General features: G+C 35.4%; 19 protein-coding genes. 7 read left to right on the top strand and 12 right to left on the bottom strand.

Going from position 1 to position 22,609, the window contains the following annotated elements:
• Positions 1–200 precede the first annotated feature (200 nt).
• Positions 201–3,722: a chromosome segregation protein SMC gene (gene smc / locus ACFOW1_RS13140; protein ID WP_379014851.1), complete on the top strand. Its 3,522-nt coding sequence runs from the start codon at positions 201–203 to the stop codon at positions 3,720–3,722.
• Between the two features lie 39 nt (positions 3,723–3,761).
• On the opposite strand, the gene ACFOW1_RS13145 is transcribed toward smc, so the two are convergent.
• From ACFOW1_RS13145 to ACFOW1_RS13165, 5 genes are all read right to left on the bottom strand, one after another.
• The gene (locus ACFOW1_RS13145; protein ID WP_379014852.1) at positions 3,762–5,033 is read right to left on the bottom strand and encodes a helix-turn-helix domain-containing protein; all 1,272 of its coding nucleotides are present in this window, start codon (positions 5,031–5,033) and stop codon (positions 3,762–3,764) included.
• A gap of 75 nt (positions 5,034–5,108) precedes the next feature.
• Entirely contained in the window at positions 5,109–5,639 is a 531-nt protein-coding gene (locus ACFOW1_RS13150; RefSeq protein ID WP_379014854.1) for a hypothetical protein, read from the bottom strand.
• Positions 5,640–5,748: 109 nt separating this feature from the next.
• On the bottom strand, positions 5,749–6,219 hold the full coding sequence (gene rnhA, locus ACFOW1_RS13155) for a ribonuclease HI (RefSeq protein WP_379014856.1): 471 nt from the start codon (positions 6,217–6,219) through the stop codon (positions 5,749–5,751).
• Between the two features lie 64 nt (positions 6,220–6,283).
• Complete coding sequence (locus tag ACFOW1_RS13160) at positions 6,284–7,072, bottom strand: PhzF family phenazine biosynthesis protein (protein WP_379014857.1); 789 nt, start codon at positions 7,070–7,072, stop codon at positions 6,284–6,286.
• A gap of 371 nt (positions 7,073–7,443) precedes the next feature.
• Positions 7,444–8,007, bottom strand: a complete 564-nt coding sequence (locus ACFOW1_RS13165) for a sigma-70 family RNA polymerase sigma factor (RefSeq protein ID WP_379014858.1) — start codon at positions 8,005–8,007, stop codon at positions 7,444–7,446.
• A gap of 205 nt (positions 8,008–8,212) precedes the next feature.
• On the opposite strand from ACFOW1_RS13165, the gene ACFOW1_RS13170 reads away from it, so the two are divergent.
• Complete coding sequence (locus ACFOW1_RS13170) at positions 8,213–8,392, top strand: DUF6728 family protein (protein WP_379014860.1); 180 nt, start codon at positions 8,213–8,215, stop codon at positions 8,390–8,392.
• Between the two features lie 3 nt (positions 8,393–8,395).
• Here ACFOW1_RS13170 and ACFOW1_RS13175 read toward each other — a convergent pair whose 3' ends face one another.
• Positions 8,396–9,148: a DUF6089 family protein gene (locus ACFOW1_RS13175; RefSeq protein ID WP_379014861.1), complete on the bottom strand. Its 753-nt coding sequence runs from the start codon at positions 9,146–9,148 to the stop codon at positions 8,396–8,398.
• 226 nt (positions 9,149–9,374) lie between these two features.
• Here ACFOW1_RS13175 and ACFOW1_RS13180 point away from each other — a divergent pair, with 226 nt between their 5' ends.
• Together ACFOW1_RS13180 and ACFOW1_RS13185 are read left to right on the top strand one after the other, a co-directional pair.
• Positions 9,375–9,866: a YajQ family cyclic di-GMP-binding protein gene (locus ACFOW1_RS13180; RefSeq protein WP_379014863.1), complete on the top strand. Its 492-nt coding sequence runs from the start codon at positions 9,375–9,377 to the stop codon at positions 9,864–9,866.
• Between the two features lie 100 nt (positions 9,867–9,966).
• A complete protein-coding gene (locus ACFOW1_RS13185; RefSeq protein WP_379014864.1) occupies positions 9,967–10,218 on the top strand; it encodes a type B 50S ribosomal protein L31 in 252 nt (83 codons plus the stop codon).
• A gap of 158 nt (positions 10,219–10,376) precedes the next feature.
• Here ACFOW1_RS13185 and ACFOW1_RS13190 read toward each other — a convergent pair whose 3' ends face one another.
• From ACFOW1_RS13190 to ACFOW1_RS13200, 3 genes are all read right to left on the bottom strand, one after another.
• Positions 10,377–11,588 carry a DEAD/DEAH box helicase gene (locus ACFOW1_RS13190; RefSeq protein WP_379014866.1) on the bottom strand — a complete coding sequence of 404 codons (1,212 nt, stop codon included), beginning with the start codon at positions 11,586–11,588 and terminating at the stop codon, positions 10,377–10,379.
• Positions 11,589–11,905: 317 nt separating this feature from the next.
• A complete protein-coding gene (locus tag ACFOW1_RS13195) occupies positions 11,906–14,359 on the bottom strand; it encodes a TonB-dependent receptor domain-containing protein (RefSeq protein WP_379014867.1) in 2,454 nt (817 codons plus the stop codon).
• A 266-nt stretch (positions 14,360–14,625) separates the two neighbouring features.
• Positions 14,626–15,990, bottom strand: a complete 1,365-nt coding sequence (locus tag ACFOW1_RS13200) for an alpha-amylase family glycosyl hydrolase (protein ID WP_379014869.1) — start codon at positions 15,988–15,990, stop codon at positions 14,626–14,628.
• A gap of 173 nt (positions 15,991–16,163) precedes the next feature.
• Between ACFOW1_RS13200 and ACFOW1_RS13205 the strand changes: the two genes are divergently transcribed.
• Together ACFOW1_RS13205 and ACFOW1_RS13210 are read left to right on the top strand one after the other, a co-directional pair.
• Positions 16,164–17,285 carry a sensor histidine kinase gene (locus ACFOW1_RS13205; protein ID WP_379014870.1) on the top strand — a complete coding sequence of 374 codons (1,122 nt, stop codon included), beginning with the start codon at positions 16,164–16,166 and terminating at the stop codon, positions 17,283–17,285.
• The gene (locus ACFOW1_RS13210; RefSeq protein WP_379014871.1) at positions 17,282–17,986 is read left to right on the top strand and encodes a LytR/AlgR family response regulator transcription factor; all 705 of its coding nucleotides are present in this window, start codon (positions 17,282–17,284) and stop codon (positions 17,984–17,986) included. The genes ACFOW1_RS13205 and ACFOW1_RS13210 overlap by 4 nt, the downstream gene beginning before the upstream one ends.
• 9 nt (positions 17,987–17,995) lie before the next feature.
• Here ACFOW1_RS13210 and ACFOW1_RS13215 read toward each other — a convergent pair whose 3' ends face one another.
• The 3 genes from ACFOW1_RS13215 to ACFOW1_RS13225 form a co-directional block, all read right to left on the bottom strand.
• On the bottom strand, positions 17,996–18,313 hold the full coding sequence (locus ACFOW1_RS13215; RefSeq protein WP_379014872.1) for an antibiotic biosynthesis monooxygenase family protein: 318 nt from the start codon (positions 18,311–18,313) through the stop codon (positions 17,996–17,998).
• A gap of 96 nt (positions 18,314–18,409) precedes the next feature.
• Positions 18,410–19,162 (bottom strand): esterase family protein, encoded by a 753-nt coding sequence (locus tag ACFOW1_RS13220; RefSeq protein ID WP_379014874.1) that lies wholly within the window; start codon positions 19,160–19,162, stop codon positions 18,410–18,412.
• Between the two features lie 12 nt (positions 19,163–19,174).
• A complete protein-coding gene (locus ACFOW1_RS13225; protein ID WP_379014875.1) occupies positions 19,175–19,792 on the bottom strand; it encodes a GDSL-type esterase/lipase family protein in 618 nt (205 codons plus the stop codon).
• 506 nt (positions 19,793–20,298) lie between these two features.
• Between ACFOW1_RS13225 and ACFOW1_RS13230 the strand changes: the two genes are divergently transcribed.
• Positions 20,299–22,602, top strand: a complete 2,304-nt coding sequence (locus ACFOW1_RS13230) for a beta-N-acetylhexosaminidase (protein ID WP_379014876.1) — start codon at positions 20,299–20,301, stop codon at positions 22,600–22,602.
• The last annotated feature ends 7 nt before the right edge of the window (positions 22,603–22,609 follow it).

Raw genomic sequence — 22,609 nt, forward strand, 5'->3', positions numbered from 1 at the left:
GTATACAATAAAACTTATACGTCTTTTTTCGCAAGAAAAAGCAAATGATCATAGGGTTTAAATATAGAGATCGGTTATAATTACATAACCTAAATAGAAGCGCTCTTTTCTTCCTCACTAGTTCTCCACAGTACCACTTAAAGCCGTGTCTATTTATTGGTAAAACCGTATGTTCGCAGATACTAAAATGGGTGAGCGTTATGCGATTAAAGAGTTTAGAAATCAAGGGCTTCAAGAGTTTTGCTGACAAAACCGTCGTTAGTTTCGACGAAGGTATCACAGGCATTATTGGGCCTAATGGTTGTGGTAAAAGCAATATCATCGACAGTATTCGCTGGGTTATTGGCGAACAAAAAATTAGTGCCTTGCGTAGTGAGAATCAAGGCGCTTTGGTGTTTAATGGTTCTAAAACGCGCAGCGCTAGTGGCTTGGCCGAAGTGAGTTTAACGTTTGAAAATACCCGCAACTTATTACCTACCGAATTTAGTACTGTTACCGTCACCAGAAAGTTTTATAAAAATGGGGATAGCGAGTATCGTTTAAACGATGTCAGTTGCCGCTTAAAAGACATTCATAACTTGTTTCTAGATACTGGTATCAGCACCGATAGTTACGCGATTATTGAGCTTGGCATGGTAGATGACATAATACGTGACAAGGAAAATAGCCGTAGAAGAATGCTTGAACAAGCAGCCGGTATTACCATTTATAAAACCCGTAAAAAAGAAGCCAAAAGCAAGCTAGATGCTACCGAACAAGACTTAGCCCGTATTGAAGACCTCTTATTCGAAATCAATAATCAGTTAAAAACACTTGAAAATCAGGCAAAAAAAGCAGAAAAATATTTTGAGTTAAAGAACGAATACAGAGACATAGCAGTAGAATTGGCTAAAGCCGCGCTAGAAGGTTTTAACGTAACGTATAAAGACCTTCACGAACAGCAAGAAAATGAAGCTAATAAAAAATTGCGTTTGGATGCAGAAATTGCTACTGAAGAAGCGGCGCTAGAGCAAGAAAAAGTAGGGTTTATAGAGAAAGAAAAGGCCTTGCATGGTATGCAAGTTGCATTTAACGAATTGCAGCAAAACTTGCGTACCAAAGAGAACGAAAAGAATTTGGCTTCGCAAAAATTACATTACCTTAAAGAAAAAGAAACCAACCTTAAAGACTTTTTGCAAAAAGCAGAAGGGCAGTTGAAAAACTTAGGCGATAGCATTCAGTATACACAAATTCAAGTAGGTGAGGAAAGCAATCAACTACAAGCATTGCAGTTTAAAGTAGCCAATGCGAAACAGGATATTGATGATAAAAGACAAGTATTTGATGAAAAACGTGTAGGCTTAGATGGCTTGCGCCACCAATACCAAAGTATACAGCGCCACCAGTTTGATGCTGAGAAAAAAGTAGCTGTTGCCGATACCTCTATCCATAACATTCAACGCTCATCTGCACAACTAATTGAAGAACAACAAAGTCGACAGTATCAGTTACAACAACTAGAAACAGAAGCATTAGAAAAAGAAGATTTATTAGCACAAAAACGTGTTGACTTACAGCTATTACATGAGCAACACGAAACTGCCAAACAAAACATTTTGGCTACCCAACAAGAACTAGAAGTATTGCGTAATCAATTGGCAGAAGAAAACCGCAAGCTTGATAGTAAACGCAATGAATATGCCTTATTGAAGAGTTTAATTGACTCGATGGAAGGGTATCCTGAGAGCATTAAATTTTTACATAAAAATCCAAATTGGAACCACAGCGCACCTATTTTAAGTGATATTATTTATGTAAACGAAGCTTATAGAACAGCGGTTGAAAATGTGCTTGAACCTTACCTAAATTATTACGTAGTAAACAACTTAGCCGAAGGTATGCAAGCGGTGCATTTGCTTGATGACAACAAAAAAGGTAAGGCTAATTTCTTCTTACTAGATCAATTGAAGGGTCAAGAGTTAAACAATATTCCTCAGCCGGCAAATACCATAAAAGCCCTTGATGTAATTGAGGTGGATGAAGAATATCAAACCCTTGCTGAATATTTGCTACAAAACGTGTACATCGCTGAAAATGAACAGGCATTTACCACTAGCAATGGCGTAACGATTTTAGAGAAATCGGGCAAATTTGTGAAGGGTAAATACACATTAACTGGTGGTAGCGTTGGTTTATTTGAAGGTAAAAAAATTGGTCGTGCTAAAAACCTTGAAAAGCTGAACGATGAAATTATCATGCTAGATGCGGTAGTACAATCGCTAAAAGCTGAGATACAAACCACGCATAACCGTGTGCTTGGCTATAGTGGTCAGTTGCAAGAAAAAGCCATTAAGCAAACAGAAACTGAGGTAAATCAATTAACCAATCAAGTGTTTGCAGCTAAGAATAAAATTGAAAATACGCAAGCACAACAAGCAGCATCTACACAGCGTTTAGAAGACTTGCAACTGCGCCTTGAAGACGAGCAAGAAGCCATTGCAACTACAAGAGAAACTTTGCAAAGCTTAAACGAACAATTGCTACAAACCAATGAGCAATTGAAATTGGTAGAGCAAGATTATAAATTGGCTGAGCAGGATTATCAACAAGCATCGGCGCAATACAACGAGCACAATTTACAGCTAACACGTCAGCAAAGTAAGATTACGGCATTGCAGCAAGAGCTTGAGTTTAAGCAAAAGCAATTGAACGATTTGCACCAACAAATTGATACCAATACAGCGCAATTAGCTGAAGCTGCTACCAATATTGAAGAAGGTGAAAATGCATTGCAAGACAGCCACGAAGCATTGTTGATTTTGCTACGCAAAAAAGAAGAAGAAGAGAAAAAATTGAATGAGGCTGATCAAGCGTTTTACAACTTAAGAAATGCGCTACAAGCTAAAGAAAGCGAGCTACGCGGCAAGGTTAAAAGTAAAGAACAGTTGGATAGCTTAATCAACGAACTAAAAGATAAGTTGAACGAACTCAAGTTGCAATTAGCTGGTATGAAAGAGCGCTTGCATGTAGAGTTTAAAATAGATTTAGACAAAATTTTAGACGAAGCAAGGACTACCGATACACCTTTAGAAGAGCTACAAGCTACAAGCGACCGTATGCGTAAGCGTATGGATAATATGGGTGAAGTAAACCCGACAGCCATAGAAGCGTACACTGAAATGAAGAAGCGTTATGACTTTATTTTAGAGCAGAAAAACGACTTGGTGAACGCAAAAGACAGCTTATTACAAACCATTCAAGAGGTAGAAGCTACCGCTAATCAACAGTTTTTAGATACGTTTAATAAGGTACGCGACAATTTCCAAAAAGTGTTCAAAGCCCTATTTACAGAAGAAGATACAGCCGATATGGTCTTGGTAAATCCAGAAAACTTGGCCGAAACAGGTATTGAAATTATTGCCAAGCCAAAAGGTAAGCGACCATCATCTATTACACAGTTAAGTGGTGGTGAAAAAACCTTAACTGCAACGGCTTTGCTATTTGCTATTTATTTAATTAAGCCTGCGCCTTTCTGTATTTTAGATGAGGTAGATGCGCCATTAGATGATGCCAATGTGGGCAAATTCACCCAAATGATTAAGAAGTTCAGCGATAACTCACAGTTTATTATTGTAACACACAATAAACAAACGATGGGTGCGGTAGACGTTATTTATGGCGTAACCATGCAAGAGCCAGGCGTAAGTAAATTGGTCCCAGTAGACTTTAGAAGTTTAAATTAAACTGAATAATTATTTTAGGTTCAGAGGCTTTATAACCTTTTATTTCATGTTCATTGGTGTAGATACTTTATTACTAGCTACGGGTAAAAATTCCTTTGGATTTTTGCCCGTGGCTTTTTTAAAAGCCCGATTAAATGTCGCCTTACTATTAAAACCCGCATCGTAAGCTAGGCTCATGATGGTACGGTTAGCATTGGCACCATCTTCTAATTGTTGTTTAATTTCCTCAACACGATACCAATTGATGAAGTCGTTAAAGTTCATTGCAAAACCTTGGTTGATAATTTTTGAAAGGAGGGAAGGGTTAGTCACTAAATGTTTAGATAAATCGGTAAGGGTTAATTCAGGATTCTGGTACAATTTCTCTGTAACAACAGCTTGTAATACTTTGGCTTTCCATTCATCCATAGCTTCACTATTCTTTTTATTTTTAGTCTTACCAACAGGTTGGTTTTCTGTAATATCTTCGAAGCTTATAGCTTCTATTATAGCACTATCTTGATTGATATTAGGTAATAAAGGGGGTAATTGTTGCTGTAAAAAAGCGAGGCGATATTGGGCTTTCGTTACAATCGAATTTGAATAGCCCGTAATAGCGATATAGTAAAAGATAATAGCAAATAATAAGTAATACCACCAAGAATCGGTGTACTTTATATCGACATCAAAAAAATCTAATAATCCAACAATAAGACTTGAGAAAAAGTAAATGAAAAAGGCAATTAAAAAATTGCGAATCCATTTAAAAGTAACATCATCTGCAAAAGATAACTCCTGATAAATAATAGTTTTGTAATGTTGATAATACTTAAAACTTAAGTATAGATATACCAAAAGACTTACTAAGCCTAAGGCAACATACCAATTATTAAAATCAGGATCGTTTTTGCCATCCATTAAATAATAACGTTTTAAAATCAGCCTATCTACAATGACTACTATCAAAATCCAACTATTATAAATGATACCAGGTATAAAATGAAGCCAATGCATTTTAGTAAACTGAAAATTAGGATTTAAACGACCTTGGACATAGCAATAAATAACCGGGCCCATCAACAGAGACTGCTGAAAAGGCATATAAAACAAGAAATTTCTACAAGAAAGGCAAGTATAGCCATCATACCAGCCAGCAAAACCAAGCATCCATGGGCAAATAAAAAAAATGCAGAGCAACAGAAAAAAAGCTAACCATTTATCATGAACGGTATCGTTTTTTATGCCTTTTCCAAATAGTAATAATGCATATACCAGACCGTGTACAAAGAATATTAGGAGTAAGCCACTATATTTATTAAATACAAAAGGCATATGCTGATTAGTTTCTAAAATGAGTAATATAGTTTAAGAATTTGTCACATATAAAGATGCGTTATCATCTATTGATTAGCTCAGTTTCATTTTCTTAGTTTCTGACAAAGTAAATTCAAGAACTTTAATTTGTAATTCTAAAAGCATCCTGTTGGCATAACTATTATTAGTGATCAAATCATTGGCATTTCCAGTGAGTGCATTTAGCCAAAGTTCTTCACGATTCAACGTAAGATTATCTGGATGGTCTTGTAAATAGGCAGCTACCTGTAGAAATAATTGCCCTTGCCGATATTTCGTTTGTGCTATTGCCAAGTTTTTGCGTGTAGCAGCCAATTGCAACGTTGTTTGTTGGATTGTATCCAACATCACTCTGTTTAGCTGTGCAATTTCTAGCCCCGTTGGCTTCTTAGAAATGGGAGAAAGCTGTAATTCTGATTGCGTAATGGCATGTTGAAGCCTGATTAATAATAAGTTAGCTGCATCAGGTAATTTTCTTCTCCCTGACTGTGCCATAGATAATTGGCTAATAGGCAATGCTAAATAATTGGCAAGCTGAGCAAATGAAATGGCTAATTTTTGTCTAATAAATTGAATGGTATGCATCTTGTGTAAAATTTCAGGCCGAGAATTAGCGTACACAGACTTGTGTACCATAATTCTACAACTCTTATTAATTACACAAACGAAATTTTATTGGAAAAATTTTAATGGGTTAGCCTTCATAGCCAATATCTTCAATTAAATTACCGCCATCGGCAGCTGTAGTAGCCAATTCATCACATCGATTATTGTATGGGTTGTCAGCATGGCCTTTGACCCACACAAATGTAATTGTAAACTTCTTAGACAATTGATAGTAACGTAGCCAAAGGTCTTTGTTTTTTTTACCACCTTTAAAGTCCGTTTTAATCCAACCATCTAGCCAGCGTTTTTGCACACTATCTACAATGTATTTACTATCGGTATAAATAGTAAGAGGAATATCATTTTTCTTTAAACTTTCTAACGCTGCGATAACACCCATTAATTCCATCCGATTGTTCGTAGTTCTTCGGTAACCTTGCGAAATTTCTTTGCGTTTGCTGCCCCACATCATCACCACGCCATAACCACCTGGACCAGGATTACCACGAGAAGAACCATCTGTGTAAATAATAAGTGGATGAGATTGCGTTTCAGACATTAAGAAAAAATTATGCGTATAAAAGCTGCAAACTTATTGTTTTCACCGCTACTTTTTAATCCATCTAAGGTAAAAAATATTCTCCTTTGATGTACAATACACACTCGCCCCCAATAGTTACACGGTCGCCTTTGCTTTCGCAATACAAAACGCCGCCACGTTCAGAAATTTGTTTGGCAAGCATATTGGTTTTGCTCAATTGTTTTGCCCAAAAAGGAATTAAAGTGGCATGCGCAGAACCTGTAACGGGATCTTCGCCAATGACAGAATTGGGTACAAAAAAGCGACTCACAAAATCGCAATCATCGCCAGGCGCAGTAGCAATAATGCCCATTGTGTCAACTTTATTTAACCAATTAAAATCTGGTTTTAAATCAGCCACTTCTTTTTGAGAATGATAAACCAACACATAATCTCTACTTTTAAGCATCTGATAAGGTTGATGACCGATACCTTCAATTAATGCCAAAGGTTGGTTACATATTTCAGGCATTCTGCTTGGAAAATTCATTTCCAGTAATCCATTGCCTTTATTTACCACATACAAAGGCCCGCTATTACTGTGAAATTCTATTTCTGCTTTTGCATAATTGAGATCATTGAAAATAACAAATGCCGTAGCCAAAGTAGGATGGCCAGCTAAATCCATTTCTATTTCTGGTGTAAACCAACGTATATGAAAAATATCACCGTCCTGTACAAAAAAAGCGGTTTCGGATAAATTATTTTCCTTGGCTAATTGCTGCATTAATTCAGTAGGTAGCCAACTTGTAAGTGGACAAACTGCTGCAGGATTACCGCCAAATATTGAATTCGTAAATGCGTTAACTTGATAAAATGGGTAGGCTGTCATAATGCTCTATTAATGCTAACAATGAAAATATATTATACTTTAAGAAATAATTGTACCAAACTTATAATATTTAAAGCATTATTTTTTAGATGTACTTTCGTTAGCAAGTGCTATTGTACATTTTTAAGCGCAGTCCTTATTTTTTCTTTGGCTTCATTAGATAATGAAACATCTAAATGGTCGTGGTCGTGGTTTGCATTGATTTTGATAAACCAACTTTGTTTTTCAAATAAACGACATGCGCTGCACACGCCTAAGTGCAACTTAAGTTTGATACTATCGAAAAGGCCAATTGCCTTTTCTTCTTTTTTAGAAATAAGATATGTTGCCTTTTTACAACTGATATTCACTAATCGCTTCATCACAATACTTTAAATATTTACCCAGTTCTTTTCTAAACAATTTCTTAAGCCCAACTTGGCTCGGTGAATTAATACCCAATAGTTAGACGTTGTAATACCCAACACCTTACAAATTTCTTCTGTGTCTAAATCTTCCAAGTATTTCATTACAAAAACAGATTGTTGCAACTGCTGCAGCTTAGACTTACATTTTTCCAGAATGCCATAAAATTCTTTCTTTTCAACGCTTTGATGGTAATTAATCCCCCATTCTTTTGGGGCATCTTCTTTTGTCCAATGCTCGGCATCATCAAACATATTGGTCGTAGTATCGGCTTCTGCATATTGTACGATACTTGAGCTTTTTTTACGGTAATGGTCTATTATCTTGTTTTTGCAAATAGTATATAGCCAGTTTTTTTCAGAAGCTTCGCCTTTGTAATTGTCTTTGTTGCGCCAAGCGCTTAAAAAAGTCTCTTGAACAATGTCTTCAGAAACACCTGTATCATTTACCCGCATCATCGTATATTTAAACAATGCGTCGGAATAATTGGTAATCCATTGGTCAGCGTTGAGGGTATGCTTATTATCCATTTTGGCAATTATTATTCCAAATAACAATTAAAAATTGCAATCGGCAAAATATCTCTTTGATAGTTGTTTATTTGATAATCTGAAATCGACTCATATGCATAATAAAAATTGTTTTCATGAGGCCAAATGCAACGATTACGATTTAAAAAACACAATTGTACAACTAAACCCAAGTGATATTGTTGTAAGAATATAATTTTGCAAGATGGGAATTTTAAAACAACTAGCCGAATATCTATATATCAAAAAACGTGATCCAAATGATGAACGTACACAATGGATGAAATACATGCATGGCATGAATCGTATTTCAGTGTTTATGTTTTTAATAGCCCTTATCGTGATACTCGTAAAATTGGTGATTGTACCAATGTTTAAGCATTAAATATTACCGCCTTATGGTGGGGCATCTATAATTATTGGCTAACAATCTATAACTTACACCGAGTGATAAACCATAATATTTGTCATTAGTTGAAGGATTAGTAGATTGGCTAAAGCCATCAATATAATCTGAAAAACCAATGCGATAAGTCGCTTCGGCTCGAACTGATAGCTGATTATTAAGCGCATATTTAAAACCTATACCCACTGGGATAACAGGCAGTAGCGTTGGAGTACGATGTAAAGTATCTACACCCAAACCAATAATCGCAGTTGATTTGTTATCAAAAGCCCCCCGATTGATATTGTGCCAATCTCTTGTAACATGCAATAAACTGATGCCCAAGCCTCCAAATACATAAGGTGAAAAGCGGCTATATTCCTTTGCACCATTATCGCCCAAAAAATTCCAAACAATTACAGATGATAATTCGGTGATGGAAGTTGAAAACTTAAAGTTGCGTAGTTGTTTCCAAAAAGGTGTGGTAAACTGCGATTCATCTACACCAATTTTACCATACATCAAATTAACACGCCAAGAAAAATAGGGGTCTATATCTTTATTTACAAATACACCAATAGCTGGTTTGGCGCCTTTATAGGTACCAAATGCGCTATTAGTAAGGTCACCAAGATAAATAAGTGTACCACCATTAATACCAATTTCATAGTTGTTTTTGTTTTGCGCAGAAATATTGACAACAATAAACGCAAAAATGGTAGTAGCCATCACACGAATGATTTGGAAAGAATTCATAACCGAAATTTTAGTGTTGAATAATAAAAGGTCAGGTAGAATTCTATTTTGTGGCTATTATTTTAAATTTTAAGAAAAGAAGACTTTACATCAGAAAATTTCGTGCCTATAATTGTTATTAGATACTAGCTTTTTAGTTTTTGTTGTGAAAGAAATCTTAAAGATTTTGAATGGATACAAACCCGCCTTTTATAAGTTGCTGTTATATTTGCGTAAAATTTTAGTTATGCCATCATTTGATATTGCCAGTAAGGTTGATTTGCAAACATTAGATAATGCCATCAATACTGTAAAAAAAGAAATTGAAAATCGATTCGATTTTAAAAATAGCCACGTAGTCATTTCGCTTAACAAAAAAGATTATATCGTAAATCTGGAAGCCGAAAGCGATATGAAACTAAAGCAAGTAATAGATGTGATTATCAGTCGTAGTATGAAACAAGGTATTGATGCCAATGCATTTGATTTTGAAAAAGATGCTTACCCAAGTGGTAAAGTAGTAAAAAAAGAAGTGTCTGTGAGAAATGGGCTTAAGCAAGATGATGCTAAAAAAATTGTAAAGCTTATTAAAGATAGCGGCCTAAAAGTACAAGCAGCCATTATGGATAATATTGTACGTGTTACTGGCAAAAAAATTGATGATTTACAAGAAGTAATGGCATTATGTAGAAATGGAAACTTAGGCTTTTCACTTCAATTTGATAATATGAAGAGCTAGTTGCAAATTTATTTTGGCTAAAACTGTTATCTAGCGTACATTTGCCATCCATTAAAATAATTTGTACGGCAAAATCCGTACAAGCCTTAAATAAAATTATATGAAACAAGGTATCCACCCTTCAAATTACCGTTTAGTAGTATTTAAAGACATGAGTAACGGTACATCATTTTTATGCAAATCTACCGCTAATACCAAAGAAACCATTGTTTGGGAAGATGGTAACGAGTATCCAGTAATTAAATTAGAGATTTCTAATACATCTCACCCGTTCTATACAGGTAAAAATGTATTGGTAGATACTGCAGGTCGTATCGATAAATTCAAAAAACGTTACGCGAAAAAAGACTAATCTTTTTTTACAAATAATGAAAGCCCACTTTTTGGTGGGCTTTTTTATTAGCCCAAAGTTCTTCCATTAAAAATCCCATTTCAAGTAACTGAAATGGGATTTTCTATTCGTTTATCCCGATAGCTATCGGGACGTAAAATTATTGCTAATTCACACAGTTAAAATCTACGCTTTTTACCTCTAAATTGTTGTGACGGTGCTTTTACATAAGTAGTAATAATTGGCGTTACTTCTGGCATTGCGTATGGATGTTCTTTTTCTACAGGTAAGGTTTTACCAATAACCTTGTGAATATCACGCAAGAACATTTTTTCTTCCATATCACAAAAAGAGTAGGCTTTGCCGCTAAAACCTGCACGACCTGTACGACCAATACGGTGCACATAGGTTTCTGGAATATTAGGCAATTCGAAATTAATAACATGGGAAAGTTCATCAATATCAATACCTCTAGCAGCAATATCTGTAGCTACTAGCACACGGTTTTTGCCATTTTTAAAATTTTGCAAGGCTTGCTGTCTCGCATTTTGCGATTTATTACCGTGAATCGCTTGGGTATCGAAACCAGACTTGGTTAAATGCTCAGCTATTTTATTGGCACCATGTTTTGTGCGTGTAAATACCAATGCGCTGGCAATGGACTTATCTTGTAGCAAATGCACCAATAATTTTTTCTTATCATCTTTATCTACAAAATATACCTTTTGGTCAATAGTATTAGCGGTAGAAGATACTGGCGACACCTTTACCATTACTGGATTACTTAAAATACTATTAGCCAATTGTTGAATAATAGGCGGCATAGTTGCAGAAAAAAACAAAGTTTGCCTTCTAACAGGCAATTTAGTGATAATGCGTTTTACATCCATCACAAAACCCATGTCAAGCATTCTGTCAGCCTCGTCTAAAACAAACGTTGTAAGACTATTTAAATGCACAAAACGTTGGTTCATTAAATCTAACAAACGGCCTGGTGTGGCAATAACGATATCAATGCCTTTTCTTAGGGCTTCTACTTGGTGAAACTGAGAAACACCGCCAAAAATAACTGCGTGTTTCAATTTTAAATGTCTGCCATAAGCTACAAAGCTTTCACCAATTTGTATAGCAAGTTCTCTTGTAGGTGTTAAAATCAATACTTTAATACCAGTATTGGTATCGCCAGCGTCTTTTTGTGCCTGTAATAATTGTAAAATAGGAATAGCAAAAGCAGCGGTTTTGCCAGTACCTGTTTGTGCACAACCTAATATATCGTTTTGGCTTAAAATTACCGGAATGGCTTGTTCTTGAATAGGTGTGGGTTGCGTGTAACCTTCTTCTTGTAAGGCTTTTAAAATGGGGCTAATTACGCCCATGTCGTTAAATGTCATAAAATGTATTTGAGCTAGCGATACCAAATGGTACAACTGCTAATGAATATTGTGCTGAAGATCATTGCTGAAAACCGCTAATGATGAATAAGTAATAATTGCCTGGAGAAGGTTGACAAAATACCTGCGGATAAAAACGAATGCGCCAAAGCGTTTTATTAAGAGAAAATAGGGTACGGAATGACAATTCTTTTCTTAATACTGTAAAGGTGCACTAAATAATTTACATAACCTATTAATATTTTGCTAATAAAAAAGCAGGCTACCTAAAAGATAGCCTGCATATGTATGAAGGATTTTAAAACGACGCGAGATTGTTAATTGCCAGATTTTACACGGCTTGCTTCGTCAACACTACTTCTATTGCGTTGTGTATTGCCTATTTTACCCTTGCTAAAACGATAGGTAAAACTGATATTTGCCACGCGGTTATCGTTTCTATTTTTAAAAGTTAAGTCGATATCGCCATATTTGGCATAACCACTTGGTTGTTGCATCCAAAAAATATCTCTTACATTCAAGCGAATAGAACCTTTATTGTTTAGTACAGATTTTGAAATACCGACGTTTATATTGCCTAATGGTCTTATATACATTACACCTTCTAATCCCTCGCTTCTATAAAAACCACTCAATTCGGCGTTCCAACCTTTGCCCAACTTAAATGTGTTGCTGGCATTTAACAAGAAAGTAGGCGAACTGAGATCTACATAAGCATTATTTACCAACCCTCTAAAACGATTTGTGTAAAAATTAGTATATATATTAAGGTTCCACCATTTTGCAATAGGCGCCTGGCCAGCAATCGCAATACCAAATTGGTCTAGGGTTGCAATATTGGCTTGCTTAACAAAGGTTTCATTGGTGGCTGTATGTTGTTCAATAACTTGTTGTATAATATTATTTACTTTTGTATAGTTTAAGGTAGTACTAATAGCGCCGCCCATAAATAAATGGCTCAACTCAATATTATCGCTAAACTGTGGTTTTAAACCAGGATTACCTTGCTCAAAAGTGTATTTATCTATAAATTGTACAAAAGGATTTAAAGATTCATAATCAGGTCTGTTAATTCTTCTGCCATAGTTTAATGAAAATTGATTTTTATCATTTAACGTATAACTAATATATGCTGTTGGAAATAACTGGGTGTAAGTAGTATCAAACGTAGCATTACCTATTAATACTTTAGCAAATTGGTCGCCTTTTGCGTGGGTGTTTTCTAAACGTAGCCCTAGCTGCATCGCCCATTTTTTATTCAATTGTTTACTATAATTTACATAAACAGCATTCACATTTTCTTTATAAAGAAAGTGGTTGCTACGGTTATAATCTGGTTTCGATTGGTTATTAATCAGACTATCATATTGTGCATTGTTATCAGTTTCTACATAGCTAAATTTAAAACCTGCTTCAAATTTTGCCCCTTTTTTTAGTGGCAACGTGAAATCACTCTTTGCGCTGTAGATATTAATTTTAGTAGGTAAATTACTATTTAATGTATCGTTGTTCAAAATAGGATGGTAGTTCGCATCAAAATATTGATTACTAAGCATACCAATATTTTTAATATCATACCCACCATAGTCCAAATCTACAGTCATTTCTTTACCAGTTGTATCAAATTGATGACGAAAATTGAAATTGGTACTGAGGTTTTTAAATGTTTCTTTTGTAGGCGTTGATGCTATTGTAATAGTATCAGCACCAACTACCTTTCGAACTAATGTATTATTATAGCCAGTGCGGGATGTGTTATTGTTAAACCCATTGATGACAAAACCATACGTGGTATTTTTAGTAGCAAAAAAGTCGGCACCAAATTTTGCACTATGACTGTTTCGCTCATCGGTCATATTGCTAGTTTGACTAAATGTAGAAGCCAATTGTTTGCTATTATCTAAAAATTTTCTGACCAAATCTAGGTCTTGAAAACCTTTTCTGTAATTGTAGCTGTAATTACCAAATAAGTTCAATTTACCATCACGATAATTCATATTAAAACTTTGGTTGGCTTTAGGAAACACACCTTGCCCATAACCTGCTGTTATAGAACCATTTAAGCCTTTTATTTTATTCTTTTTTGTTTTAATATTAATAATGCCTGCATTACCAGAAGCATCATATTTTGCTGGCGGATTGGTCATAATTTCGATTTGGTCTAATTGATTGGATGACATGCTGCGTAGCATATTGGCTAAATCGGCAGCGCCTAAATAAGAAGGTTTGCCATCTACCAAAACAACTACGCCGCTTTTACCTTTGAGACTAATATTCCCATCTTTATCTACCGTAATTCCAGGTGACTTTTCTAAAACTTCCAAAGCGGTAGCACCAACATTGGTAACTGATGCTTCTACATTTACAATGGTTCTATCAAGTTTAATTTCTACCAAGGGTTTTTTACTTGTAACCACCACATCGCTTAGTTGCTTATCCATAACAGTAAGCACAATGGATGGTAATGTAACCACATTTTTAGCGGTCGTTATTTCAAATACATCACTATAATATTTTTTATAACCTATGCTTTGTACGGCTACCAAATATTTTGCGTTAGCTACTTTTTCTATTTCAAAATTGCCGTCTTTATTACTTACGGCAATTTTAACAATGCTACTGTCTTTAGCCCTTAATAGATTGATGGTAGCAGCTTCTAAAGGTTTGGTGCCACTAGTAATAGCACCGTTTATTTTACCAGAATTGTTTTGTGCTTGGCTTGTAAAGCTCAATAAACCAAGTGCAGTTAATAGCGTGATGATCTTTTTCATAATGTTATTTTGAATATTTTTAGTTCTTGTGTTTGATTATTACAGAACAAAACTAATTACCTTGCATTGCATAGTACATTGCTTTAGCATGGATGGCGCAAAGCGAGGATAAAAGGCAAATTATAAGGATTGTTTAATGGTTAAAAGATAAGCGATTCGCTTTTTTAAACGAAAGTGTCGCTAAAATGTTACAGATATATGAAAAAAGAAAAGGCTATCACAGGTTTAAAACCCGTAATAGCCTTTTACAATGATTCTTAAATAAGTTAGTATTGATATACCAAATAGCCCCAAGCAGGCAAATTAATTGCTTGACCCGATTTTAGAGATTGTTTTCTATTAGTAAATAATTCTGTCGCTTCGCCATCAATAATGGCATTTTTAATAGTAATGGTTTGAGGTGATTTAGAAAGATTGGTAATAACCACAACTTTTTTACCACTATTTTCTCTTACAAAAGCATAAACAGCATCGCCGTTAGAGGTACTAAGTTTGGTAAAACTTGCATTTGCGGCCAGTGCTGCGTTGTTTTTTCTAGCAGTTAATAATGTTTTGTAGAAATTAGCGCGTTGATATTTACCAAACTGAATCGGGTTTTTATAGAAAAAGCTAATACTATCTAGCTTTGGCTCTTCTTGACCGCTATAAATTAATGGTACACTATTTGGCAACGTTTGTGTTAACACGGCAAATGGCGCATGACTTTCGCCAGGCATGGTTGCATAATCGGCTTTATTCCAACTATTTTCATCGTGGTTGCTCGTAAAGAATAAGCGCAGCGCATTTTTCGGAAAGCTGGTATCGGTTTTAGCAATCGCACTATCTAGAGCAAACGCTTTTCGCTCACCTTTGGCAATTAATTTCATCATATTAAAATCATTCCAAGTATAAGTTTGGTCAAAGCCAGCTTTGTGAAGCCAAGGTTTATCGCCTTCAGCCAGCATAAATATGTTTTTTTGCTGTTTCAATGTAGCAATGCATTTTTTCCAAAAAGCTTCTGGTACTTCTGGTGCTACATCACATCTAAACCCATCAATATTAGTTTCTGTAATCCAATATTTCATACAAGCAATCACACTATCGCACATTGCAGGGTTATTGTAATTAAGTTTACGTGTATCTGTCCAGTCAAATGGCGAAACTGGCTTTTTAGTAATACTATCAAGCACATAAAAGTCAGGATGTTTTTCTAGCCAATAATGATCTGCACCGGTATGGTTTGGTACCCAATCTATAATTACTTTAAAGCCCATTTCATGCGCTTTTGCTACCAAATCTTTCCAATCTTGCAACGTTCCATATTCAGGATTGATGGCAGTATAATTTGCGACAGCATAATAACTACCAAGCGCGCCTTTTCTATCTTTTATACTAATTGGATTAATCGGCATAAACCATAGTGTTTGCACACCCATATCTTTTAATCTGTCCAAATTTTTTTCAAAAGCTTTAAAAGTGCCTTCTTGTGTGTATTGGCGAATATTTACTTCGTAAATATTACCTTGCATAATCCATGCAGGATGACCGTCTATTTTAGCTGTGTCACTGCTAGTTACTGCAGTATTTTGGTTGGTACAAGAAGCAAAAAACAGCATTACCAATGCTGCAAGACATACGTTTTTCAAATGCATAACAATGTTTTAGGGGTTAAAAATACTAGTTGTTGTGTATAATAAACACATTAGTTATAGCGAAAAACAATATTTACCGATTGAATACTTTGCTTTACCCATATTGTAAAACCTATGTTTAATAGTAAGATTATGTTTGTACGACTATTGATGTACCTTTTAAATACCCCGTTTTGAAGAACAATAAACGAATACTTACGATTGTAATCCATATGGCTGTTTGGGGCTGTTTTTTCTTATTGCCCTATATTTTTAGACCACAGGGCAGAGAAATGCCAGCGAATGTTAGTAACCGTTTTATCGCTTTATTTACAACCAATGGAATATATTTGATAGCGTTTTATTATTTAAATACATTGGTATTATTACCCAAATTGTTGTTTCAAAAAAAGTGGTTATGGTATGCGGCAAGTATTGTGGCTTGTTTGATAGTATTTATGTATGTACCGCGAGAAATTGCAAATTTAATTGTACCCCCGGAAGAGTTTCCATTTAAAATGGAAGCTTTTAAAGCGCAAGACCATCTAGCTGATTCTTTAAACCAATGGAAAATGCGCCCACGAGGAGGCGGTGGCGGTATGCATGGCGGATCTCGTTTTATATTTTTTCCAGGCTCAAATGCGATATTTTTCTTGGTGTTTTTAATAAGTACTTGCCTTTCTGTAACGCAGCAGTGGCTTAAGTCTGAGCAAACCAAAAAAGAAGTAGAAACAGAGAAATTAAATACGGAGTTATCTTTTTTAAAATCTCAAGTAAATCCACATTTTTTCTTTAATACACTTAATAATATTTACTCATTGGCAGTTGTTGGCAGCGAAAAAACAGCACCCGCCATTATGAAGCTATCAGCCATTATGCGCTACATACTAACCGATACGCAAAGTGATACTGTACCGCTTGAAAATGAGGTTAATTTTATTACAAATTTTATCGATTTGCAGCGTGTACGATTAACAGATAAAGTTGCGGTAGCTTTCACCACAGAAGGAACGATTACCAATCAACAAATTGCGCCATTACTATTTATTCCTTTTGTTGAAAATGCGTTTAAATATGGCGTAAGTACCAAAGAACATTCTACTATTGCTATCACTATTAAAGCTACAGACAATGCTGTACACTTATACACCACCAATACCATTGTAAAAGCAGATAATGGCATTTTAGATACAACAGGTATTGGTATTAATAACGTGAAAAGAAGATTGGATTTATTGTACCCCAACAACCATAAATTAGTCATTACCAATGATGGTAGCCAGTTTTTTGTAACTCTAGATATTACGATAAAATGATTAAATGCATAGCAATAGATGACGAGCCTTTGGCGCTGCAATTGGTAACACAATACTGTGAGAAAGTGCCATTTTTACAACTTAAAAAGGTATTTACTAATCCTGATGAAGCCACTATTTACTTACATCAAAATCCAGTGGATTTGATTTTTTTAGACATACAGATGCCTGATGTCAGTGGCTTACAATTTTATAAAAATCTATCATTAGCTAATAAGCCACAAGTAATATTTACAACTGCTTTTAAAGATTATGCAGTAGATGGTTTTAACGTAGACGCCGTTGATTATTTACTAAAACCCTTTGAATTTGACCGGTTTTTAAAGGCGGTGTACAAAGCCAAAGAATACATGGAATTTTTGTCTTCGCAAGACTTACAAATGAGTTCTATTTTCATTAAAGCCAATTATGAGATGATGAAAATAAACTTAAAAGAGATTGACTTAATTGAAGCACTTGATGACTATATTAAATTATACATCAAACCAACACCTATACTTACTTTAATGACCCTAAAAAGCATTCAAGAAAAGCTACCTACAAAAGAATTTATACGCATACATCGGTCGTACATTATACCAATAGCTAAGGTGGAAAAATTTAGTAAAAGCAAGGTATTTGTTGTTGGTAAAGAATTACCGATCGGTACAAGCTATGCAGATGTATATGATGTTTTATTACAACGCGTAAAAGCCGACTAAAATATCTATTTATTTTTCGAAACCATAATCGCGTTCTACCAAACAAATGCGTGTTTTGTAACAAGCATACCATTGTTCTCTGCCTTGCTTTTGTGCTAGCAAATGGTCAGTTTGTAGTTTCCAATTTTTTATAGCATCAAGATTCTCCCAATAAGAAACCGTAATACCTACACCATCTCTTGCACTTTCCTGGCCAAGATAGCCAGCCTGTTGTTCGGCAAGTTCTACCATTAACGAACTCGTTTCATTGTAGCCTTCTTCTTCATTGGTTTTAAGGGATGTGAAAATGACCGCATAATAGGGTGGTCGTGGCGTTTTCGCTATCATAAAAGAATGTTTGGTATTGCAGATAACGTAGATTCAACAAGAACCAATAGCACTATTCAATAATTAGTGTAATTATTTTAAATTCTAGGTATAATATTAGAAATATAACTGCACCATTTGGCTCCAATATTGGGCTTTATGTGCTTCACCTTGCCAAATAAAAAACTCATGCTGTATGCCCTTTTCTGACAATATATTATCAAGCAACAGGTTATTGGCTAAAAAAGCATCCGTTTCTCCAATCGCGATAATAATTTCTAATTGCTTTAGCTTATCAAGCGTGGCTTCGCTTTTTATGTGTGGCAGGTACTGTGTCGGTTGGTGCATAAAAATCTGCTGATCCATATAGCCTTCAAACAAATCTTCAAAAAAAGATAATTGGATTGTGATATCATAACGCCCACTCATACCTACTACTTTACTAAATAGTTGTGGATATCGAAACGCCAAATTAACTGCATGGTAAGCGCCTAAACTACAGCCTGCCGAAATAATCTGATGGTTTGTATTGTTTTGTTTGATGAAAGGCAATACTTCTGTTAGGATATATTTTTCAAACAGTTCGTGGCGCTTGATACGCTCTGAGGGATGTAATTCTTTATTGTAAAAGCTATCTTTATCTACACTATCTACACAAATAATTTGTAATTCTCTCGCATCTATTTTTGGCGCTAATGCATCTATTACTTTCCAATCTTCATAATCGTAAAAATGAGCCGTCCGTGTGGGGAAAAACAACACGGGCTTACCACCGTCACCAAACACTAATAATTCCATATCTCTTTGCAAGTGAGGGCTATACCATTTTTGGTACGCTCTTTTAACGGCGTGACTTGCTTGGTAACTCATAACGATTTTTATTTAAATGGTTGACAATAAATGAAGTGACTTAGCTGCAAGTGTTTCATCGATGACGCTTTTCCATAGGGCATAGCCTTTATCGTTTATGTGCAATCCTTCGGGCTCAAACAAATCCCTTCTAGGATATTTATTAGCATCTAACATGCGATCGTAAATATTTACAAAATACGTAGCATCGTTCATGCGTTCTATTTCTTCCGAAATAATTTTATTGGTAAATCGTATTTGGTCTATAATATTAAAACGCCTAATACTTGGTTTAATAGAAATATAAGCTACTGGGATATTCCCATATTTCTGCCTAATAAAAGCCATCAATTGCTTAAAAAACACAAACACTTCTTCTGGATGTCTACCATCCCCAAGGTCGTTATCACCTGCATATAGCACCATCCCTTTTGGCTGCAAGCCTGCCATGATTCTATCAAAATACCATACACAAGCCGCCAATGTAGAACCGCCAAAACCTAAATTGATAGGATGACAATTCTCAAAATCTTTGTTTAAACTACGCCATAACCTTATTGAAGAACTACCATAAAATACCAATTCGGGCTGATAGGATATAGATTCTTTTATGCGTTCGAGATTTTTTACATCTTCCTCATACCAAAACATACACGTAACAATTTAGTAACGCCGCAAATGTAAATGCTTAAATATAAAGCTACTGCATTTAAAATAATGTACGCTCTAAATAATAATATGCAAACATAACCATCATGTTAGAATACTTGTCATTCATCAATTAATTTAAACATTATGTAACCTTCACATTTTTTAACAAAAAGGTACATGACCTATAAGATTTTGGAAATATACTTTACTGCAACAACCAGATTATAAAATTTCAAATTGCAATTTTTTGCATGGCAGTGTCTGATATTTTGTAATAAATGCGCTTGGTGTCACTTAAACAACCAAAAATTAGCCATCTTAAATAAATAAAAAAACTATTAAATATGGCATTTTTGTGTGCGACAAGTACAACTACACACTTATTTAGCATGTTAAATAAAACTATGACCAAATGATAGTAATGAATTTTTTGCGGTTATATGCATGAAAGGTAGTTACAATAAGCAACATCTTACCTATCTTCATCACCTGTAAAATACTATCTAATGAGACAAATTATTGCCATTCTGTTTGCCTTTAGTGCTATTACAAGCCAAGCACAAACCATTCATATTATTCCTAAGCCCAATCAATTACAAGTTACCAAGGGTAATTTTACGGTATCTACCACTACTACCATTGTTTACACAAATGACGCTGAGAAAAATACAGCCAACTTTTTTAATGGCTATTTAAAAAAATTTTATGGCTTTCAGTTGCCCGTAGCCAAGCAAGCAGCGGCTAATTATATCAGTTTTGCCACCAAACAATTTCCAAAAGCCGCGGATAATGGTAGTGCTTACACGCTAGCTATTACGCCAAAAGCGGTACTTATTTCTGGTGATGGGCTAGAAGGTACTTTTTATGGCATGCAAAGTCTCTTACAATTACTACCAATTAATAGTCACTATTCACCATCCACCACTCACTTTTCCATCCCTTGCCTCAATATTACGGACGCACCTAATTTCAGGTATCGTGGGATGCATTTAGATGTGAGTAGGCACTTTTTTGGCGTAGATTATATCAAACAATACATCGATTTTATTGCACTACACAAGATGAATTATTTTCATTGGCATTTAACCGACGATCAAGGTTGGCGTATTGAAATAAAGCAATATCCGAAGCTAACAAGCGTTGGTGCTTTTAGGAAAGGTACCATCATTGGTCGCTATCCTGGTACTGGCAACGACAGTGTTTACTATGGCGGTTTTTATACCCAATCACAAATAAAAGAGTTAGTCCAATACGCTGCAGATAGGTTTATTACCATTGTACCAGAGATAGATGTACCCGGCCATAGTTTGGCGGCTATTGCTGCTTATCCGGAGTTATCTACTACACCCAATATTATTCAAGAAGTGGGGCAAACCTGGGGTACGTTTGATAAAGTGAATAATGTATTGAATCCTACAGAAGGTACTTTTACATTTTTGCAAAATGTACTCAATGAAGTAATCGATTTATTTCCCGGTAAATACATACATATTGGTGGTGATGAGTGTAGTAAAAAATGGTGGAAAGAATCGGCTTTTTGCCAAGATCTTATGAAGAAAGAAGGGTTGAAAAATGAAGATGAATTACAGAGTTATTTTATTCATCGCATAGAGAAAATGATTAACGCCAAAGGCCGACTAATGATGGGTTGGGATGAAATACTCGAGGGTGGCTTGGCGCCAAATGCATTGGTGATGAGCTGGCGTGGCGAAAAAGGGGGGATTGAAGCCGCCAAACAAAAACACCAAGTTGTAATGACACCCGGTACTTATTGCTACTTCGATCATAGCCAAACCAAAAACGAAGATTCTGTAACCATTGGTAGCTATCTACCAGTAGAAAAAGTATACAATTATAATCCATTGCCAGCCGAGTTAACGGCCGATGAAGCCAAATATATACTTGGTGCGCAAGGAAATGTTTGGACAGAATACATAGGCAATACCGCCAAATTAGAGTACATGATTTTTCCAAGAATGAGTGCGCTAAGCGAAGCCTTATGGACAAAACCCGCTAACAAAAGTCTGCCTGATTTTGAGAAGAGATTGCAATACCAATTTAAACGCTATGAATTTTGGAAAGTAAATAGTAGTAAAGCATATTATGATATAAAGGATAGCATTTATGCAGCGAAAAACAATAAAGGATTAATGTGGTCTCTCTCTTCAAAATCTCAAGAAGAAATAGTGTATTTCGCAGGTGCATACGATACTAAAACTACCGAATGGACAGCATATCCAACTGCACATTTAAAATACGAAAAGCCTATTTACTTAGATGCCACTTCAATAGTGCTAGCAAGTGTTAAAGGATTAAATCAACACTTTAGTAAGATTATTCGTTTCAATAAAGCAACAGGCAAAAAGATAACACTTGCCAATGCACCTGCTGCACAATATCCTGGTAACGGTGGGGCTTTTGGTTTGGTAAATGGTGTGGTGAGTATTAAAGGCATTAACTCGGCCGAATGGCTTGGTTTTAATGGTACCAACATGGAAGCAGTGATTGATTTTGGCAAAATTGAAAGTTTTTCCACTGTAACATTGGATATGCTAGCGCAAGAAGGCAGTTGGATTTACAAATCGCCACTGACAGAAATATTGATTTCTTACAATGGCAAAGATTTTAAGCTAGTAGAAAGGTTTCCATTAACATCAGATGATACACAGCAACAAGTCGTGTTGAAATTTCCTAGTCAAACAGCCCGATATTTAAAAGTGATTGCCCATAATGATGGCACCATACTAGGTGGCAAACCCGGTGCAGGTAAGCCGGGTTGGTTATTTGTAGATGAAATTGCGGTAGATTAATGTCATC

The sequence above is a fragment of the Parasediminibacterium paludis genome, from assembly GCF_042651445.1.
GTDB classification, from domain to species: Bacteria; Bacteroidota; Bacteroidia; order Chitinophagales; family Chitinophagaceae; genus Parasediminibacterium; species Parasediminibacterium paludis.

What these genes read in the sequence shown, in the direction of transcription:
- smc (WP_379014851.1), top strand. Translation starts at nt 201, where the DNA reads ATGCGATTAAAGAGTTTAGAAATCAAGGGCTTCAAGAGTTTTGCTGAC.
- ACFOW1_RS13145 (WP_379014852.1), bottom strand. Translation starts at nt 5,033, where the DNA reads ATGCCTTTTGTATTTAATAAATATAGTGGCTTACTCCTAATATTCTTT.
- ACFOW1_RS13150 (WP_379014854.1), bottom strand. Translation starts at nt 5,639, where the DNA reads ATGCATACCATTCAATTTATTAGACAAAAATTAGCCATTTCATTTGCT.
- rnhA (WP_379014856.1), bottom strand. Translation starts at nt 6,219, where the DNA reads ATGTCTGAAACGCAATCTCATCCACTTATTATTTACACAGATGGTTCT.
- ACFOW1_RS13160 (WP_379014857.1), bottom strand. Translation starts at nt 7,072, where the DNA reads ATGACAGCCTACCCATTTTATCAAGTTAACGCATTTACGAATTCAATA.
- ACFOW1_RS13165 (WP_379014858.1), bottom strand. Translation starts at nt 8,007, where the DNA reads ATGGATAATAAGCATACCCTCAACGCTGACCAATGGATTACCAATTAT.
- ACFOW1_RS13170 (WP_379014860.1), top strand. Translation starts at nt 8,213, where the DNA reads ATGGGAATTTTAAAACAACTAGCCGAATATCTATATATCAAAAAACGT.
- ACFOW1_RS13175 (WP_379014861.1), bottom strand. Translation starts at nt 9,148, where the DNA reads ATGAATTCTTTCCAAATCATTCGTGTGATGGCTACTACCATTTTTGCG.
- ACFOW1_RS13180 (WP_379014863.1), top strand. Translation starts at nt 9,375, where the DNA reads ATGCCATCATTTGATATTGCCAGTAAGGTTGATTTGCAAACATTAGAT.
- ACFOW1_RS13185 (WP_379014864.1), top strand. Translation starts at nt 9,967, where the DNA reads ATGAAACAAGGTATCCACCCTTCAAATTACCGTTTAGTAGTATTTAAA.
- ACFOW1_RS13190 (WP_379014866.1), bottom strand. Translation starts at nt 11,588, where the DNA reads ATGACATTTAACGACATGGGCGTAATTAGCCCCATTTTAAAAGCCTTA.
- ACFOW1_RS13195 (WP_379014867.1), bottom strand. Translation starts at nt 14,359, where the DNA reads ATGAAAAAGATCATCACGCTATTAACTGCACTTGGTTTATTGAGCTTT.
- ACFOW1_RS13200 (WP_379014869.1), bottom strand. Translation starts at nt 15,990, where the DNA reads ATGCATTTGAAAAACGTATGTCTTGCAGCATTGGTAATGCTGTTTTTT.
- ACFOW1_RS13210 (WP_379014871.1), top strand. Translation starts at nt 17,282, where the DNA reads ATGATTAAATGCATAGCAATAGATGACGAGCCTTTGGCGCTGCAATTG.
- ACFOW1_RS13215 (WP_379014872.1), bottom strand. Translation starts at nt 18,313, where the DNA reads ATGATAGCGAAAACGCCACGACCACCCTATTATGCGGTCATTTTCACA.
- ACFOW1_RS13220 (WP_379014874.1), bottom strand. Translation starts at nt 19,162, where the DNA reads ATGAGTTACCAAGCAAGTCACGCCGTTAAAAGAGCGTACCAAAAATGG.
- ACFOW1_RS13225 (WP_379014875.1), bottom strand. Translation starts at nt 19,792, where the DNA reads ATGTTTTGGTATGAGGAAGATGTAAAAAATCTCGAACGCATAAAAGAA.
- ACFOW1_RS13230 (WP_379014876.1), top strand. Translation starts at nt 20,299, where the DNA reads ATGAGACAAATTATTGCCATTCTGTTTGCCTTTAGTGCTATTACAAGC.